General features: G+C 70.4%; 15 protein-coding genes and 4 pseudogenes. 8 read left to right on the forward strand and 11 right to left on the reverse strand.

Annotation, left to right across the window (positions count from 1 at the left end; translation table 11 throughout):
- Positions 1-561: 561 nt before the first annotated feature.
- Positions 562-783 carry a hypothetical protein gene (locus tag CcI156_RS22350; protein ID WP_076808047.1) on the forward strand — a complete coding sequence of 74 codons (222 nt, stop codon included), beginning with the start codon at positions 562-564 and terminating at the stop codon, positions 781-783.
- The gene (locus tag CcI156_RS22355) at positions 780-1151 is read left to right on the forward strand and encodes a type II toxin-antitoxin system VapC family toxin (RefSeq protein WP_076808049.1); all 372 of its coding nucleotides are present in this window, start codon (positions 780-782) and stop codon (positions 1149-1151) included. Before CcI156_RS22350 ends, CcI156_RS22355 begins: the two co-directional genes overlap by 4 nt.
- 369 nt (positions 1152-1520) lie before the next feature.
- Here CcI156_RS22355 and CcI156_RS27230 read toward each other — a convergent pair.
- A pseudogene (locus tag CcI156_RS27230) lies at positions 1521-1901 on the reverse strand (transposase); the annotation flags it as partial.
- Between the two features lie 291 nt (positions 1902-2192).
- Here CcI156_RS27230 and CcI156_RS24300 point away from each other — a divergent pair.
- Complete coding sequence (locus CcI156_RS24300) at positions 2193-3182, forward strand: MFS transporter (RefSeq protein ID WP_023842080.1); 990 nt, start codon at positions 2193-2195, stop codon at positions 3180-3182.
- A gap of 64 nt (positions 3183-3246) precedes the next feature.
- On the opposite strand, the gene CcI156_RS26415 is transcribed toward CcI156_RS24300, so the two are convergent.
- Positions 3247-5037 carry an MFS transporter gene (locus tag CcI156_RS26415; RefSeq protein WP_023842081.1) on the reverse strand — a complete coding sequence of 597 codons (1791 nt, stop codon included), beginning with the start codon at positions 5035-5037 and terminating at the stop codon, positions 3247-3249.
- Positions 5037-5390: an MFS transporter gene (locus tag CcI156_RS26420; RefSeq protein WP_198031067.1), complete on the reverse strand. Its 354-nt coding sequence runs from the start codon at positions 5388-5390 to the stop codon at positions 5037-5039. Before CcI156_RS26420 ends, CcI156_RS26415 begins: the two co-directional genes overlap by 1 nt.
- A gap of 40 nt (positions 5391-5430) precedes the next feature.
- Between CcI156_RS26420 and CcI156_RS22380 the strand changes: the two are divergent.
- Both CcI156_RS22380 and CcI156_RS27960 read left to right on the forward strand, forming a co-directional pair.
- Positions 5431-5769, forward strand: a pseudogene (locus CcI156_RS22380) (transposase); the annotation flags it as partial.
- Positions 5770-5827: 58 nt separating this feature from the next.
- Positions 5828-5935, forward strand: a pseudogene (locus CcI156_RS27960) (VOC family protein); the annotation flags it as partial.
- Between the two features lie 305 nt (positions 5936-6240).
- Here CcI156_RS27960 and CcI156_RS22390 read toward each other — a convergent pair.
- The 4 genes and pseudogenes from CcI156_RS22390 to CcI156_RS24310 form a co-directional block, all read right to left on the reverse strand.
- Positions 6241-6864: an HAD family hydrolase gene (locus tag CcI156_RS22390; protein ID WP_023842083.1), complete on the reverse strand. Its 624-nt coding sequence runs from the start codon at positions 6862-6864 to the stop codon at positions 6241-6243.
- Between the two features lie 168 nt (positions 6865-7032).
- Positions 7033-7356 carry a type II toxin-antitoxin system PemK/MazF family toxin gene (locus CcI156_RS22395; RefSeq protein ID WP_035734471.1) on the reverse strand — a complete coding sequence of 108 codons (324 nt, stop codon included), beginning with the start codon at positions 7354-7356 and terminating at the stop codon, positions 7033-7035.
- Positions 7353-7622 carry a hypothetical protein gene (locus CcI156_RS22400; protein ID WP_076808051.1) on the reverse strand — a complete coding sequence of 90 codons (270 nt, stop codon included), beginning with the start codon at positions 7620-7622 and terminating at the stop codon, positions 7353-7355. Before CcI156_RS22400 ends, CcI156_RS22395 begins: the two co-directional genes overlap by 4 nt.
- Before the next feature lie 287 nt (positions 7623-7909).
- Positions 7910-9425 (reverse strand): annotated as a pseudogene (locus tag CcI156_RS24310) (Hsp70 family protein); the annotation flags it as partial.
- A gap of 191 nt (positions 9426-9616) precedes the next feature.
- Here CcI156_RS24310 and CcI156_RS22415 point away from each other — a divergent pair.
- A complete protein-coding gene (locus CcI156_RS22415) occupies positions 9617-10816 on the forward strand; it encodes a PLP-dependent aminotransferase family protein (RefSeq protein WP_076808055.1) in 1200 nt (399 codons plus the stop codon).
- Positions 10817-10844: 28 nt separating this feature from the next.
- Positions 10845-11810 carry a D-alanine--D-alanine ligase gene (locus CcI156_RS22420; protein WP_076808058.1) on the forward strand — a complete coding sequence of 322 codons (966 nt, stop codon included), beginning with the start codon at positions 10845-10847 and terminating at the stop codon, positions 11808-11810.
- A 15-nt stretch (positions 11811-11825) separates the two neighbouring features.
- On the opposite strand, the gene CcI156_RS22425 is transcribed toward CcI156_RS22420, so the two are convergent.
- On the reverse strand, positions 11826-12380 hold the full coding sequence (locus CcI156_RS22425) for a class I SAM-dependent methyltransferase (RefSeq protein ID WP_254847564.1): 555 nt from the start codon (positions 12378-12380) through the stop codon (positions 11826-11828).
- Positions 12377-12601, reverse strand: a complete 225-nt coding sequence (locus tag CcI156_RS26425; RefSeq protein ID WP_023842092.1) for a hypothetical protein — start codon at positions 12599-12601, stop codon at positions 12377-12379. The genes CcI156_RS22425 and CcI156_RS26425 overlap by 4 nt, the downstream gene beginning before the upstream one ends.
- A 123-nt stretch (positions 12602-12724) precedes the next feature.
- Between CcI156_RS26425 and CcI156_RS22430 the strand changes: the two genes are divergently transcribed.
- Positions 12725-13528 carry a GntR family transcriptional regulator gene (locus tag CcI156_RS22430; protein WP_023842093.1) on the forward strand — a complete coding sequence of 268 codons (804 nt, stop codon included), beginning with the start codon at positions 12725-12727 and terminating at the stop codon, positions 13526-13528.
- A gap of 113 nt (positions 13529-13641) precedes the next feature.
- Here CcI156_RS22430 and CcI156_RS27235 read toward each other — a convergent pair whose 3' ends face one another.
- Entirely contained in the window at positions 13642-13833 is a 192-nt protein-coding gene (locus CcI156_RS27235) for a hypothetical protein (protein WP_051623932.1), read from the reverse strand.
- A partial coding sequence (locus CcI156_RS22435; protein ID WP_254847565.1) for an IS110 family transposase occupies positions 13806-14829 on the reverse strand: 1024 nt, incomplete at its 5' end. The genes CcI156_RS22435 and CcI156_RS27235, both read right to left, overlap by 28 nt.

The following is a 14829-nucleotide window of genomic DNA, read 5'->3' on the forward strand; positions in this document are numbered from 1 at the left end:
GGCCGCTTCACGTCACGGCGACACGCCGGCCCACCCCAAACCACCAGCGACTATCACACAGAGTGACACCCGAAGGTTAAACGACAAGCTGAGAACCGCCCGATCTTGGTTCAGGGTCCTGAAATCGCCGTTCGCCCGGTCTCTACGAGGCTCCCGAGCAGGGGCGATGCCGAGTGAGCACCCGACTCGCAACATCATTGCGAGAATCGAACACACGTTCCGCAGGTCTGGCGGGTTCGGACGCTGTGGCYCCCTTGGYGGCGCCGAGCTGGTCCCGTCGTCCCGTCAAGGGCGAGTCGCCCTCGTCCTGGCCTGACGCCGCGTCCCCGGCGGCAAGCCCCAGCCGAACTCACCGGATGGTGTGCCTGCCCGGTCCTCGCCGACGCCGGCTACGGAGACTCGGCCGAGTTCCGCCAAGATCTCACCGGCCAGAACCTGGTCTACGTCGTCGGCGCGRCCCACACTGCGACTGTGGCTGCCGCGCGGGACTGAGATCCGCCGTTCAGCTCGCGTCCCGGCGGATCTCGGTGGGTGGCCACGCGTCGGTCGTATCCTCAATGGGTGAGCACCTTGCGGGACGAGCTGCACAGTCTGATCGACCGCCTGCCCGAATCGCAGGTGGCGCCGATCCTGGCTCTCGTGCGCGAGAGCGCACCCGCCGAGGGCGGCGGAGACGAGTGGCCATTGCCGGATTTCGTCGGCGCGTTGGCCAGCGGCAAGGGCGACCTCGCCGACCGTTCGGCTGAGATCCTGCGCGCGGAGCTCGGGCRCAATCCCGAGTGATCGTCTGGGACACCGGGCCGCTGATCGCCGCCGCCGACATCGACGACGAGCACCACGCCCGCAGCGTCGCGCTCATGCGGCGCACRCCCCGGCCGCTACTCGTTCCCTATCCCGTCCTGACCGAAGTCTGCTTCATGCTCGAACGAGAGAAGGGCACCCGTGCCGAAGCCGCGTTCCTGCGCTCCATCAGCACCGGACAGATCAGCCTGATCCCGCTTGCTCGCCAGGACCTCGACCGGATGGTCGAGCTGGTCGAGAAGTACAGCGACTTCCCGCTCGGCGCCGTTGACGCCTCCGTGCTCGCGATCGCCGAACGCCGGCACTTCTCCGTCGTCCGCCTCACGAAGCCGGTCGYACTGCTGCCATGACCTTGTTGACACGCCGGCCAGCCCTGATTCCGGTAGCAGTTCGCCGATATGCGGTGGATCTTCAGCATTCCCGCCACCAGGCCGCAGGCTGCGATGGTCCACTGCGAAGCCCGAGCCCGTGGTCGGGCAAGCGACGCCCAGGACCGCGTCCGCCACATCCTCGTAACTGGTCACTGTAGTTGATCTAGATCGCCGGCCTTGATGATCAGGTGAGGTCCCCCGGCCGGTGAGGTGTCGGACGCGGCTGCTCACGACAACCACCCGGTTGACACGCGAGCTTCGGTGCCGGATCACACTTCTGTGCATGACGGACGCGGACGATCGGCACCGCCTTGCTGTGATTGTCGTCGATGGCTTGGAGACCCACAGCCACCAGCGGGTCCCGTCCTTGCCCTCGACCCGCTCGAACACCCGCCACGTCGTCTCATCCGCGTGGRCATGGCCGGCGGCGGCGTTACGCGCCACGATCTGCTCATCGAGCCCGCCGAGCAGTCCATGCACGTCCTTCAACGCCCCGCACAGGGTGCCCTCGGCGACCTCAAGCCCGTCGGCAGCCAGCGCCCGAGCGATCCGGTGCAACGGCAGGCCCAGGACATACTTCTCGTAGCGAAGTCGAGCGAGGAACCCCGCGGTGAACCGGCCCTTGGGAATCGGTTTGGGTGGCACCGGCGCGGTCACTGTCCGCGGCCCCGGACATGTGCAGCACCGCCGATACCGTCGCCGCCGATGCACGATCCGGAGGATCGTCACCTGCGCTCAGCTGGGAACGGGCAGGCGCCCCCACAATCAGACCGCAGTGGAATGAGGATCAGCGAAGAATCCAGGGCGCGTAAGTCCGGACCTTCCACGGCCAACTGGTTCGGATCTCGTGTTCATCGGCGATCTCCCGGATCGCCGACATGTCGTGCGGCACCGCGTCTCGGATCGTTGGGCCGCCCATCTTTTGCGGGCCAGGCGGGCCACGTCGGCGGTCCGCATGGCGCTGGTCATGCCGGCGCCGCCGGTGTCGGCCCACAGGCCCCAGCCGAGGGAGAGCGTCGGGTGGCCGTGGGCGCGGTGCCGTTCGTCCTGCGCGGGGTCCGTGAGAGCCACGGCGAGGACAGCGGGCTGGACCTGCCCGGCATGGCGCTGGTGATCGGCGCCGTGACCCTGGCGGTGTGGGGCATCGTCCAGGTCGGCACGGCCGGCTGGGCCTCCCCGTCGGTCCTGGTCCCGCTGGCCGCCGCGGTCGTGCTGACGACCGCGGCCGTGTCCTGGGAGCGCCGGGCCCGCTCGCCGCTGCTGCCGCTGCACTTCTATCGGCAACCCGCGTTCGTGCTGAGCAACCTGGTGTCGCTCGCCTTCTACTTCGGGGTGTTCGGCTCGATCTTCTTCCTGTCGCAGTACTTCCAGGACTCCCTTGGCTACTCGGCGCTGGGCGCGGGAGTGCGGACCCTGCCGTGGTCGGCCATGCCGATGCTGGTGGCCCCGATCACCGGGGCCTGCATCGACCGGGTGGGGGGCAACCGGCTGATGGCCTCCGGGCTGGCCCTGCAGGGGCTGGGCCTGGCCTGGGTGGCGGCTATCGCCCAGGTCGGCCTGTCCTACGCCCGGCTGGTCCCGGCGCTGGTCCTGGCCGGGGTGGGGATGGGTCTGGTGTTCGCGCCGACCATGGCCGTGGTGCTGGGCTCGGTGCGGCCACACGAGTACGGCAAGGCCTCGGGGGCGAACAACACCGTCCGCGAGATCGGCGGCGCGCTCGGCATCGCGGCGCTGTCGACGGTGTACCTGGCGCACTTCACCGTGGTCCGGGCTTTCCCGTTCGACGCCGCCCGCGCGTTCGTTCACGGCATGGTGGCGGCGCTGTGGGTGGGGGTGGCGGTGCTGCTCGCCGCCGCGGTGCTCAGCCTGTTCATCCCGGCTTCCCGCGTGCTCGCCGACCAGGACGGGGAAACCGGCCTGGGCGCGCTGGTCCAGGCGGCTGCCGGACCTCCGATCCCGGCCGAGCCGCCGGGCGCTGAGGGGAGACTCGCCCCGGCGTCAGCCGACTGAGTCAGCCGAAGTCGGACGGCTGAGCAGCGGCGCCGCCGACGGCCCGGTGAGACCGGAACCGGTCTCACCGGGCCGCTTGCGCTCGCAGCCCGTCGCAGATCACGGCCATCACACCGTCGGCCTCCTTCGGCCCGCCGCCCACGCCGTCGTTGGCGATGAACACGGCGCGCAGCAGAACCTTGAGCAGGGTGATGTCCACGTCCGTCCGCACCGTCCCGGCCTGCTGGGCCCGGCGCATCAGCACCTCGACGGCGGCCCACAGGCCGCGGTTGACGTCGGTGAGGCTGGCGGTAATGTCGACGCCTATCCCGGCCACGGCGTCGATGAGGTCACGCTTGGCGGCGCTCTCCCGGTGCATCCCGGAGATGAAGGCGAAGAAGGCCGCGCCCGGCTCGGGGGCGTCGGCCAGCTCCTCGGCGCGGTCCACCAGGCGCTGCGCGCGGTCCAGGATCACCGCGTCGAAGAGGGCCTCCTTGGTCGGGAAGTGCCGGTAGACGGTCCCGGCGCCGACCCCGGCCCGGCGGGCGATCTCGTCCAGGCCGACCTGGAGCCCCACGGAGGCGAAGGCCTCCTGCGCGGCCTTCAGCACCCGGGCCCGGTTGCGCCGGGCGTCGGCGCGCATCGCCGGCGCGACCGGGCGCTCGGCGGCCGGGACTTCGGCGGGTGGGATCCCAGCGGGCGGGGATGTCTCAGTGGCCATGTGCGGATCCCTCGGTGACGGCCGCGACGCCGACGGGCCCGGCCGGCTCTCCCCCAGGTTAGTGCATGCCTTTCGGAGCGGCGACGTGCTCGGGCACCAGGCCGGGCACCGGGGGCCCGGTCGACTCTGCGCCTCGGACCCCGCCGGGGTCACGGGCAGGGCGGCCGCGGCCGCCTCGGGTTCCGGCCGCCGCCTACCTGGCAGCATCAGCGCCGGCGGCACGGCGACCACGGTGAACGCGGTCATCCACAGGAACGCGGCGCCGAACCCGGAGGCGTGCGCCACCGGGCCGCCGGGGTGCCCGGCCAGCTCGTGCTGAAGCACCACGGCGGCCACCGCCACCCCGAACGAGCCGCCCACCTGGAGCAGAATCCGGGTGGTGCTGCTGGCGTGCGGGATCCGGTCCTTGGACAGGCCCTGGAAGGCGGCGACCATCACGGCGATGTTCACCGCCGACAGCCCCGCCCCGCGCACCACCAGGCCGGCGATCTGCGGCACCTGGCCGCCGTGCACGCCGGCCCAGCCGAACGGCAGGCTCCCGACCAGCGCGCACACCACCCCGGCGAGCACAACCGGACGCGGCCCGTAGCGGTCCGAGAGCTTGCCGACGGACCTGCGCGCCGCCAGGCTGCCGATGCCCTGGGGAGCCAGCAGGAGCCCCGCGGTCAGCGCGGAGTATCCGCGGACCTGCTGGTAGAAGAGGGGTAGCAGGAACGCCACCCCGTACAGCGACAGCCCGGACAGGAACAGCAGCGCCGAGGAGGCCGCGAACGACCGGACCCGGAACAGCCGGACGTCGAGCATCGCGGCGTCGCCGACCCGCGCCGCGTAGACCGCGAACCCGGCCAGGAGCAGGACGCCGAGGGCCAGCGGCACCCAGGCCCCCGGCCGGACGCCGAGCTGCGCGACCCGGGTCAGGGCGTAGAGCAGGGCGACCGCGCCGGGGACGAACAGCACCAGGCCCGCGACGTCCAGCGGGCGGCGCTGCCGGTCCTGGTCGCGGTCCAGCCCGCGCCAGGCCAGGACGAAGGCGAGCAGGCCGATCGGCACGTTGATGAGGAAGATCCAGCGCCAGCTCGCCGCCTGCAGGATCAGGCCGCCGACCACGGGGCCCAGGATCGGGACCACCACGGCGGGCAGGCTGATCGCGGCCATCACCCGCCCCAGCCGGGCCGGGCCGGGCCGGCGGCGCGCACCAGCAGGGTCTGCTGCACCGGCAGCATCAGTCCGCCGCCGAGTCCCTGGACCACCCGGAAGGCGATCAGGCCGCCGATGTTCCACGACGCGCCGGCCAGCGCCGAGCCGACCGTGAACAGCGCGACGCCCGCCAGCCACACCGCCCGGCCGCCGAAGCGGCCGACGGCCCAGGCGGTCAGCGGGATGCTCACGCCGAGGGCGAGCAGGAACGCGGTGCTCACCCACTGCACCACGGAGACGCCGGTGTGCAGGTCCGTGGCCAGCCGCGCGGTGGCGACGTTGACGATGGTGGTGTCCAGCAGCACCGCCACCAGCCCGACCAGGAGGATCGCGGCCACCGAGCGGTGGCTGGAGTTCGCCGAGGCCTGGGGCGGGAAGTATCCGGCGATCGTCCGGTTGTGGGAGAACGCCTGGGCGGAGTTCACGCCGTTCCTGGCCTTCGACGCCGAGATCCGCCGGGTGATCTGCTCGACCAACGCGATCGAGAGCGTCAACGCCCGGATCCGCCGCGCGGTCCGGGCCCGCGGGCACTTCCCGAACGAGACCGCCGCGCTGAAGTGCATCTACCTGGCGGTCATGAGCCTCGACCCCACCGGGCAGGGCCGCAAGCGCTGGGTGATCCGCTGGAAGGGCGCTCTCAACGCCTTCGACGTCGCGTTCGACGGCCGGCTCACCGCAGGCCGCAAGTAGCCCACCTCAACCCGATTTACACCGTTATCTTGGCAGAGCCGTTATCTTGACACCCCCCAACCGAAACCACGGTGGCCTGGGCGTGTACTTTATGGATCCGGYGGGGCATGGTATGGAAATCATCACCCGTCCGTACGGCAGCCACCACCAGCCGACGGTGCTCTGAGCCAGCGCCGGCCCGGCCAGGGCTTTTGTGGGCCCTGACCGGGCCACCCTTCATCCATATGGACGAAATAAGCCAAAGTGCGGCCTGCGGAAGGGCGGAGCCCAAGCGGCCTTGCATCTGCAACCCGGGGATGGTACCGACCGTGCCTGTACCGCCATCAAGGTTCTGACCGGCATCTTTTGGGTGATCGGGTCGCATCCCGGGTCCATCCCTGGGGTGCACATGCCGCGCGGCTCGGCCGATGGGACTGTGCGGCGACATGGTTCCAGCGGCCCGACGTCTGGTGGAATCCTGCTGCGAGTGAATCAACCCGTGTGGTCTGGGATGACGTCATGTCGGGCGAGCAAGGGGAGCAGGGTGTGGCGGCCCTGGGTGATGGTCCACTGCTCCGCGGCGAGACCAGCGATACGGGCGCCTGCGATGTTCTTCTCGTTGTCGTCGATGAACAGGATGCTGGCCGGGTCCACGCCGATGCGGCGGGCGGCCTCGGTGAAGAAGGCGGGGGCGGGCTTGGCGATGCCGAGGTCGCAGGAGTAGCAGCTGACGTTGAACAAGCGGTCGTAGCCAAGCGCCGAGCGCATGTAGGCGGCGCGGTGCCGCTCCTGGTTCGTGCCGAGATGGACACCGTAACCGCGCAACCGCAGGGCCCGGACCAGCGCGAGAGATTCGTCCATGACGTCGATCCGGTGCCACACGTCTCGGTACACGTCTTCGACCGGCGTCGATACGGCGAACTCGGCCAGGGTCGCCGCGAGCACCGGCATGTAGTCACCGCGCCCCGCGAGCATCGGGAGCTCGTCCTTCCAGGTCCGGTGGAGGAACTCCCGCGAACGCTCGCCCAGGTACGGCTCCATCGCCGCGTACCAACCTCCAGGGATCTCCTGAAGGACTCCGTCCGCGTCGAACAGCACGTGCCTGACGCCTGCCACCGATCTTCGCCTCCTTTTCGAGACCGGGTCAATGGGGCAGCCGTTCTCACAGATGTCCCACAGAGTCTGGCCCGCCAGGCGGAGGCTGCTGGGGGGACGTCCACAAGATGCCCGGTGGGTGTCCAGTCGTGAGGGGAGGTTGATCTACGGGGAGCACCGGGCGACGCGTTAGCGAAGCAGGCCGAGGTAGCGCGAGAGGGTGTGCTCGACCTGGGCCATGTCATCGCGGGAGAGGTAGTCCACGAGTTCACCCGCGACATAGGCGCTGTCGATGGTCCGGATCTGGTCGATCAGGATCCTGGTCGACCGTCCCGCAATGATCACCTCTGGTCTGAAGGTGGATGCCTGCGCGCTGGTCGACGTGGGAGCGATCGTGACCGTGGACCACGTGTTCTGTTCCATRCTCAGGACGAGGCCGAGCCGACGCCCCCGCTGTTCATGCCCGCGCTTGGCGTCGCCGAGGTCGACCGGGTATACCGCCCCGCGGATCAGGGCTGGTCCTGGGACCTGGCTGGTACCRCGAGGTTCGTACCTGTGATCACAATATTGCCGTTGGTGTCATACCCCCACGCGTCGGGCTCGGCGGACAGGTCCTCGTTCCGCAGCCGGTGCATGTCCTCGCGGGCGCGCGTCTCCCACGCCTCCCGGTCCAGCAGCCGCAGGGCACGCCGGATGACGTCGCTGGTCTTCTCGTCCTGACGGCGGTTGGCCTCGACGATCCGGAGGTCCTCTTCGGTGGGACGGAACCCGACACTCATGAGGCCACCGTACAACAAACGTACAACAGTCGGGGTGGGTTTGGCGGACGCGCAGATCGAGGCATGTGTGTCCTGGGGGTGGTACCGATCGTGCCGGCATAGTTTCAGGCGTCTCACCAGCATCTTTAGGTAGTCCGGACGGCCCTTGGTCCGCACCCGCGTTGCACACGCCGCACGGCTCGGGCGCAGTACGCCGACTGCCGCGATCAAGGTTCCGTACGTCCGGCGCGCCGCCAGGGTCGTTTGAGCAGTTCGGGTGTGCCTGCGGTGCGTCGGAGCCGTCTTCGCAGGTCCTCGGCGGCGGCGCGGATCGCGGCGGGGTCGCTGCCGGCGAGGGCAGCGCGCAGTGTGGCGAGCCCTCGTTCGACGTCGGCGCGGGCGGCGGCTCTGGACCGGCTCCCGCGCTCGGCGAGGAGTCGTTCGGCCGCGTGGGCCAGTGACTCGGCCTGGTTGCGGGTCTCGGCCTCCTCGCGGCGTCGGCGGTCCTGGTCGAACTGCCTGCGCGCGATCGCCGTCATCCGGTCGAGGTCCTGTCGCGACAGCGCGGTGTCCGCGCCGAGTTGCGCCGACAGCTCCCGGCCGGTGCCGAGGTCCTTCGCCGAGACGTACATGTCGCCGTCGATGTCGATGGTTACCTCGATCCGCGGCACGTTGCGCCGCGCCGCGGGCAGGCCGGTGAGTTCGAACCTGTCGAGCTTCCTGTTGTGGGCCGCCATCTCGTGCTCGCCCTGGAGCACCTGGATCCGCACGGACGGCTGGTTGTCCTCGGCCGTCGTGAAGATGTCGGAGCGCTTCGTCGGGATCGTGGTGTTGCGCTCGATCAACGTGGTCATGGCGCCGCCCTCGGTCTCGACGCCCAGGGACAGCGGAATGACATCGAGGTCAAAGACGTCCCTGACCTCCCCCATCCTGATACCGGCCCGCAGCGCGGCGCCGACGGCGACGACCTCGTCGGGGTTGACGCTCTTGTTCGGCTCCTTGCCGCCGGTCAGCTCGCGCACCAGGTCGACGACGGCCGGCATCCGGGTGCAGCCGCCGATGAGCACGACGTGGTCGATTCGGCTGGCCTTGATCCCGGCGTCCTTGACGGCCTGCCGGAACGGGATCCGACAGCGGTCGATCAGATCCTGGGTCATTCGCTGGAACTCGGCCCGCSTTAGGGTCACATCCAGGTGCAGCGGGCCCTCGGCCGAGGTGGTGAGGTAGGGCAGGGTGATCGAGGTCTGGGTGGACTGCGACAGTTCGATCCTGGCCTTCTCGGCGGCCTCCCGTAGCCGCTCCAGCGCCGTCCTGTCCGTGCCGAGGTCGACGCCGTGCCGGCCCTGGAAGGTCCTGACCAGATGATCGATGATCCGCTGGTCCCAGTCGTCGCCGCCGAGGCCCGGGTCGCCCGCCGTCGAGGCCCGGGTCGCCCGCCGTCGACTTCACGTCGACCACACCGTCCCCGAGCTCCAGCACCGACACGTCCAGGGTGCCACCGCCAAGATCGAAGACCAGGATCGTCTGTTCCCGGTCTCCCTTGTCGTGGGCGTAGACGAGGCCCGTCAGGGTGGGGCCGCTGATGAGCAGCTCGGCTCTCAGGCCGGCGATCGCCGCGGCTTCGGCCGCCGCCCGCCGCAGYGGGTAGCCGGCGGTCACGGGGACCGAGATGACGGCCGAGCCCACGGCCTCGCCGAGGTGGGCCTCGGCACCGCGAACGAGATCGGACAGCAGGAAGGCGAGGATCTGCTGCGCGAGGTACCTATCGCCGTCGATGTCGACGCTCCAGCCGGCGCCCAGGCGGCGGGTGACGGACCGGACAGTGGAGGGCGGGGTCAAACGGTCGTAGCGACGCCTCGATAGGATGATCGTGATGGCGTCGAGGACTGGCAGGGCGGATGGCGATCGTCGTGGTGGTCGCGGCTTGGTGTGCGGTGAGGTGGGTACGGCAGGTAGTGTCGCGGAGCGTGACTCTCGATCGGTGGCGGGATCAGTACGCCCAGCGTGCTCAGGGGATGATCGCGAGCGAGGTTCGGGCGTTGTTCGCGGTGGCATCCCGTCCCGAGATCGTGTCACTCGCCGGCGGCATGCCCCCGGTGGACGTCCTTCCGTTGGAGGCGGTCGCGGCGACGGTCTCGGAGCTGGTGCGCAGCCGGGGTGCGGTGGCGCTGCAGTACGGCTCGGCGCAGGGCGATCCGGGGTTGCGGGCGCGGATCTGTGACGTGATGGCGATGGAGGGCATCACCGACGCCCACCCTGACAATGTGGTGGTGACCRCCGGGTCGCAGCAGGCGCTGGATCTGCTCACCCGCGTGTTCATCRACCCGGGCGACGTGGTCGTCACCGAGGGGCCGACCTACGTGACGGCGATCAACACGTTCGCGGCCTATCAGGCGCGGATCGTGCATGTGCCGATGGATGGCGACGGCCTGTCGCCGGGCGCGCTTGCRGAGATGTTGGCGCGGCTGGCCGCGGACGGTGCCCAAGTGAAGTTGCTGTACACGGTGCCGACGTTTCAGAATCCCGGGGGGATCACGCTGACGGCGCCGCGGCGGTCCGAGGTGATCGAGCTGTGCCGCCGGGCGGGGGTGCTGGTGGTGGAGGACAACCCGTACGGGTTGCTGTCGTTCACGGGTGAGCCGGTGCGGGCGATGCGCGCCGACGCGGCGGACGACGTGGTGTATCTGGGGTCGTTCTCGAAGACGTTGGCGCYGGGGCTGCGGGTGGGGTGGGCGCTGGCTCCGCCGGCGGTGACGGCGCGGCTGGTGTTGGCGGYGGAGTCGGCGATCCTGTCGCAGTCGATGTTCACGCAGCTGGCGGTGGAGCGGTATCTGGCGACGCAGCCGTGGACGGAGCAGGTGAAGGCGTTCCGGGAGATGTACCAGGAGCGCCGCGACGCCATGCTCGACGCCCTGGACGAGGCGATGCMCGCCGGTGCGTCCTGGACTCGGCCGGACGGGGGGTTCTTCGTGTGGTTGACGCTGCCGGACGGGGTGAACACGAAGGCGATGTTGCCGCGGGCGATCGCCGCCCGGGTGGCCTATGTGCCCGGGGTCGGGTTCTACGCCGACGGGTCGGGTGGTATCAGCATGYGGTTGTCGTACTGCTACCCGTCCCCGGAGCGTATCCGGGAGGGGGTCGGTCGCCTCAGCGCGGTCGTGCGCGACGAGCTGGCCCTTCGTGACACCTTCGGTTCCCACCCCTCCCGTCCCTGATATGCCCGACACCGTGAAGGATCCGACGATGACTGATCTGGGCCGTGTGCTGATCCTCGCCGGCGGGCTGTCCCCCGAGCGGGAGGTCTCCCTGCATTCGGGGGGGAAGCTGCGCGACGCGCTGGCCCGCATCGGGGTCGAGGCCGAGCTGGCGGATGTCGACGCCGCGACGCTGCCCGCGCTGGCTGCCGACCCGCCCGACGTGGTGTTCCCGGTACTACACGGGACCTCGGGGGAGGACGGCACGATCCGCGAAGTGCTGGATCTGTACGACCTGCCCTACGTCGGCGCCCTGCCCCCGGCGTGCCGGGTGGCGTTCGACAAGGCGACAGCGAAGGCGGCGGTCRCCGCGGCGGGGGTGGCGACCCCGGCGGCGGTGACGCTGCCCCGCGAGGCCTTTCACGATCTGGGGGCCGCCGCGCTGATCGAGCGGATCGTCGCCCGCCTGGGACTGCCCGTCGTGGTCAAGCCCCGCGCGGGAGGGTCGGCGTTCGGCGTAACGCGCGTCGAGGACGCGGGTGAACTCGCTGAGGCGCTGATGAGCTGCTTCGGCTACCACGACTCGGCGCTGATCGAACAGGCCGTCGCCGGGGTCGAGATCGCCATCGGGGTCGTCGACACCGGGGAGGGGCCGGTCGCACTGCCGGCCGTCGAGATCGAGCCGAGGGCGGGGGTGTACGACTACGCGGCCCGGTACACCGCGGGTGCCACCTCGTTCTTCACCCCGGCCCGCCTCAGCGAGGAGATCCTGCGCGCCGCCGCCGAGACCGCGCTCACGGCGCACCGGGTGCTGGGCCTGCGAGACCTGTCCCGCACCGACCTGATCGTCGACGGGAACGGGGTCGCGCAGTTCCTGGAGGTGAACGTCGCCCCCGGCATGACCGACACGAGCACCTGGCCGATGGGGCTGCACGCCGCCGGTCTCGACTTCGCCGTGGTCTGCCGCGACCTCGCAGCCCACGCCTACGACCGCCGCGACGCCGCTCGCGGCTGAGCGCGGGACCGTCGTTCAGCGGCGGTACACCGAGACGTGCTTGCGGGCGGCGTTGGGGTCGTAGGCGGTGGCGTCCCAGTCGCCCCACCGGTACGCGAGTCGGAGACCCGCGGCTGCCGCCAAGGCGTCGATCTCCTCGGGCCACAGGTAGAGCATCCGACCCGGGTACATCCGGACCGGCGCACCGTCGGCCAGCACGATCTCGTGGTAGTCGAAGGTGCGGGCGGTGGGAGTGTTCGTGGCGGCGAACAGCACCACACGCTCGGTGCTGCGCTGCTTGACCACCACGGCCGAGTCGGCGGGGAACATGCCGGGATGCGCCCCGTCCGGCAGCCGCCCCGGCCGGGGCACGAACGTCTCCAGCACCAGCGATCCGCCGTCGCCGAGGGCCTTCGCGGCCTGCGCCAGGAACCGGGATTGGACGTCGCGGTCGGCGAGGAGGAAGAACGTGTTGAACAYGGCATAGACCAGGGGGACCGGGTCGGCGACGGTGAAGGTCGCCGCGTCGGCTTCGACCGCGGTGACCGCAAGCCCCTCTGCCACGGCGGATCGGTGCAGTTGGCGGGTCATCTCCCCGGAAGCGTCGATCCCGACGACCGGGACCCCCGCGCGGGCCAGGGGAGCGCGACCCGGCCGGTGCCCGAGCCGACCTCGACCGCCGGGCCGTCCCCGGCGAACGCGGCGAGCACCTTGATCTGCACGGGGTCCGCGGCGAAGGTGCCGTAGAGGTCGTCGTAGGTGTCGGCGATCGCATCGCCGTACGTCGACTCCTGGTAGTGATCAGCTGGCATCGAACACCTCACCCGTCGTGGCGTTACACGCTGGTAACGTCGGCTGTACCGGTACAGGAAGAGTGATCCTATCGAGAGATCGAAAACAGTACCGGTACAGTTTGAGTGACGAGGAGTGCCGGTATGCCCAGATATGAGGAGATCGCCGCCGAGCTACGCCGGCGCCTCGACGCCGACCCCACCCCCTACCCGGTGGGGAGCCGCCTGCCCGGCCACAGCCAGCTGACCGCGGAGTTCTCCGTGGGCCGCGGCGTCCTGACCGAAGCCCTCGGCCTCTTGGCTCTCGAAGGCCGCATCCGCATCGCCGACCGCTCCGGCGCCCTCGTCCTCGACCCCACCGCACCCCCGCAACCCGTCGACGTCGGCGGACAGGTTCGCCGCAACGAACTCGGCTACATCTTCAACGCCGCCGCCGGCCACTGGCGACCCACTGCGCCACCCACCCGCCGCTGGCTGCCCGCGCCCCCACACATCGCCCGCCTCCTCGACGTCCCCATCGGTAGCGATGTGCTGGAACGCCACCGGATCGTCGGCCCCGACGGCCACCCGGTCCAGATCGCCGACTCCTACCTTCCCGCCGCGCTCGCCCGCGGCACCATCCTCGAAGCCGCCTCCACCGGACCCGGAGGTATCTACGAGCGGCTCGAACACGACTTCGGCCACGGCCCCCTCACCTGGCACCCCCGCGTCGGCGCCGCCGCGGCTACCCCCGAGCAGGCCCGCGACCTCGGCGTCTCCCGCGGCACCCCGCTGCTCGTCCTCACCCGCATCTCGATCAGCGGCACCAGCGGACGCCCCGTCGAAGTCACGATCACCTACCTCGACGGACACCGCTTCGAGGTCACCGGCCAGCCGATCACCCGCGACGACACCGCCGCCTGGCCCACCGCACCCGCCAGCGCGGAAAACCGACCAGCCGCCCTCTGAGGTGAGGATTTCCGGTGTGGGCTGGGTCGGTTGCGGGCGTGGCTGACCGCGMCGGGTGGTCGGGCCCGGCGTCACAGCGTGGCTGTTCGGTTGTGGCTATTCCTCCTGGGTGGTCAGGCGGCGGGCTGTTCGGGTTCGATGGTTACTTTCAGGCCGAGTTTCTCGAGTTGGGCGACGAGGCGTTTCTGCTGGGCTTCCGTGCTGTGCCGGCGCCGCATCCATTCAGGGCCGAGGTCCCGGTAGACGGTGTCGTCGTGGACGATGTGCCAGTAGGCGATCAGAATGTCGTGGCGGATCGCCCCCACGGCTTTCTGGACGCCACGGCGGCCCCGGATCTGGGCGTAGTGCGCGGCCAGATAGGTGTCCCGCGTGTCTGGGCGGCGGCGTGCGCCGCCTCGGTGAGCGCGGTCCGCAGCCACGTCGACCCCTGACGGCTACGACCCGACCGGGCCTTCCCACCGGAGGCGTGGTTACCCGGACAGATCCCCGCCCAGGACGCCAGATGCGCCGCGGTCGGGAAGCGGCCCATGTCCATCCCCGCCTCGGCGATCAGACACTGCGCCGTCCGCTGGGCCACCCCSGGGATCGTCATCACCCGCCCCACCAGGTCCACGAAAGGGGCCAGCATCACCTCGACCTTGCGGTCCAGCTCCGCGACCGCGGTATCACACAGGTCGATCTGCGCCAGCAACTGACGGACCAGCAGCTTCTGGTGATCCGCCAACGGCCGGCCKGCCAACGCCTCCCGCAACTGCGGGATCTTCACCCRCAGCCAGCGCCGCGCGAGATCCGCGAGCACCTCCGGGTCCTCCTCCCCGGCGAGCATCGCCTCGATCATCACCCGACCGGACTTCCCCAACAGTTCCGAGGCCACCGACGTCAGCTTGATCCCACAGTCCCGCATGACCTTCTCCAGGCGTTGCACCGCCCGGGTACGGTCCTCGATCGTCGTGCGCCGGTGCCGGGTGAGATCCCGTAACGCCCGGATCGGTTTSGGGGGCACGAACGACGGCCGGACCAGACTATGTTCCAGCAGCTGCGCGATCCACGCCGCATCGGTCACATCCGTCTTCCGACCCGGAACATTGTGCATGTGCTGGGCGTTCAGCAGCCAGCATTCGAAGGAATCCTCCAGCATGTAATACACCGGCTTCCAGTACACGCCGGTGGATTCCATACCCACCAGAGAAACCCGCTGTTCCGACAGCCACCCGGCCAGCCGGGTCAGTCCCGCTCCCGTCGTGGCGAAGGTCCGCACCTCCCCCCGCCGGCCGCCACCACGCCCGCCAACCCGGACCGCC

The organism is Frankia sp. CcI156, from assembly GCF_001983015.1.
In the GTDB taxonomy this organism is placed as follows: Bacteria; Actinomycetota; Actinomycetes; order Frankiales; family Frankiaceae; genus Frankia; species Frankia casuarinae.

Coding starts and splice junctions, on each gene's coding strand:
- CcI156_RS26415 (WP_023842081.1), bottom strand. CDS start 5,037: ATGGCCGCGATCAGCCTGCCCGCCGTGGTGGTCCCGATCCTGGGCCCC.
- CcI156_RS26425 (WP_023842092.1), bottom strand. CDS start 12,601: ATGCCAGCTGATCACTACCAGGAGTCGACGTACGGCGATGCGATCGCC.
- CcI156_RS22430 (WP_023842093.1), top strand. CDS start 12,725: ATGCCCAGATATGAGGAGATCGCCGCCGAGCTACGCCGGCGCCTCGAC.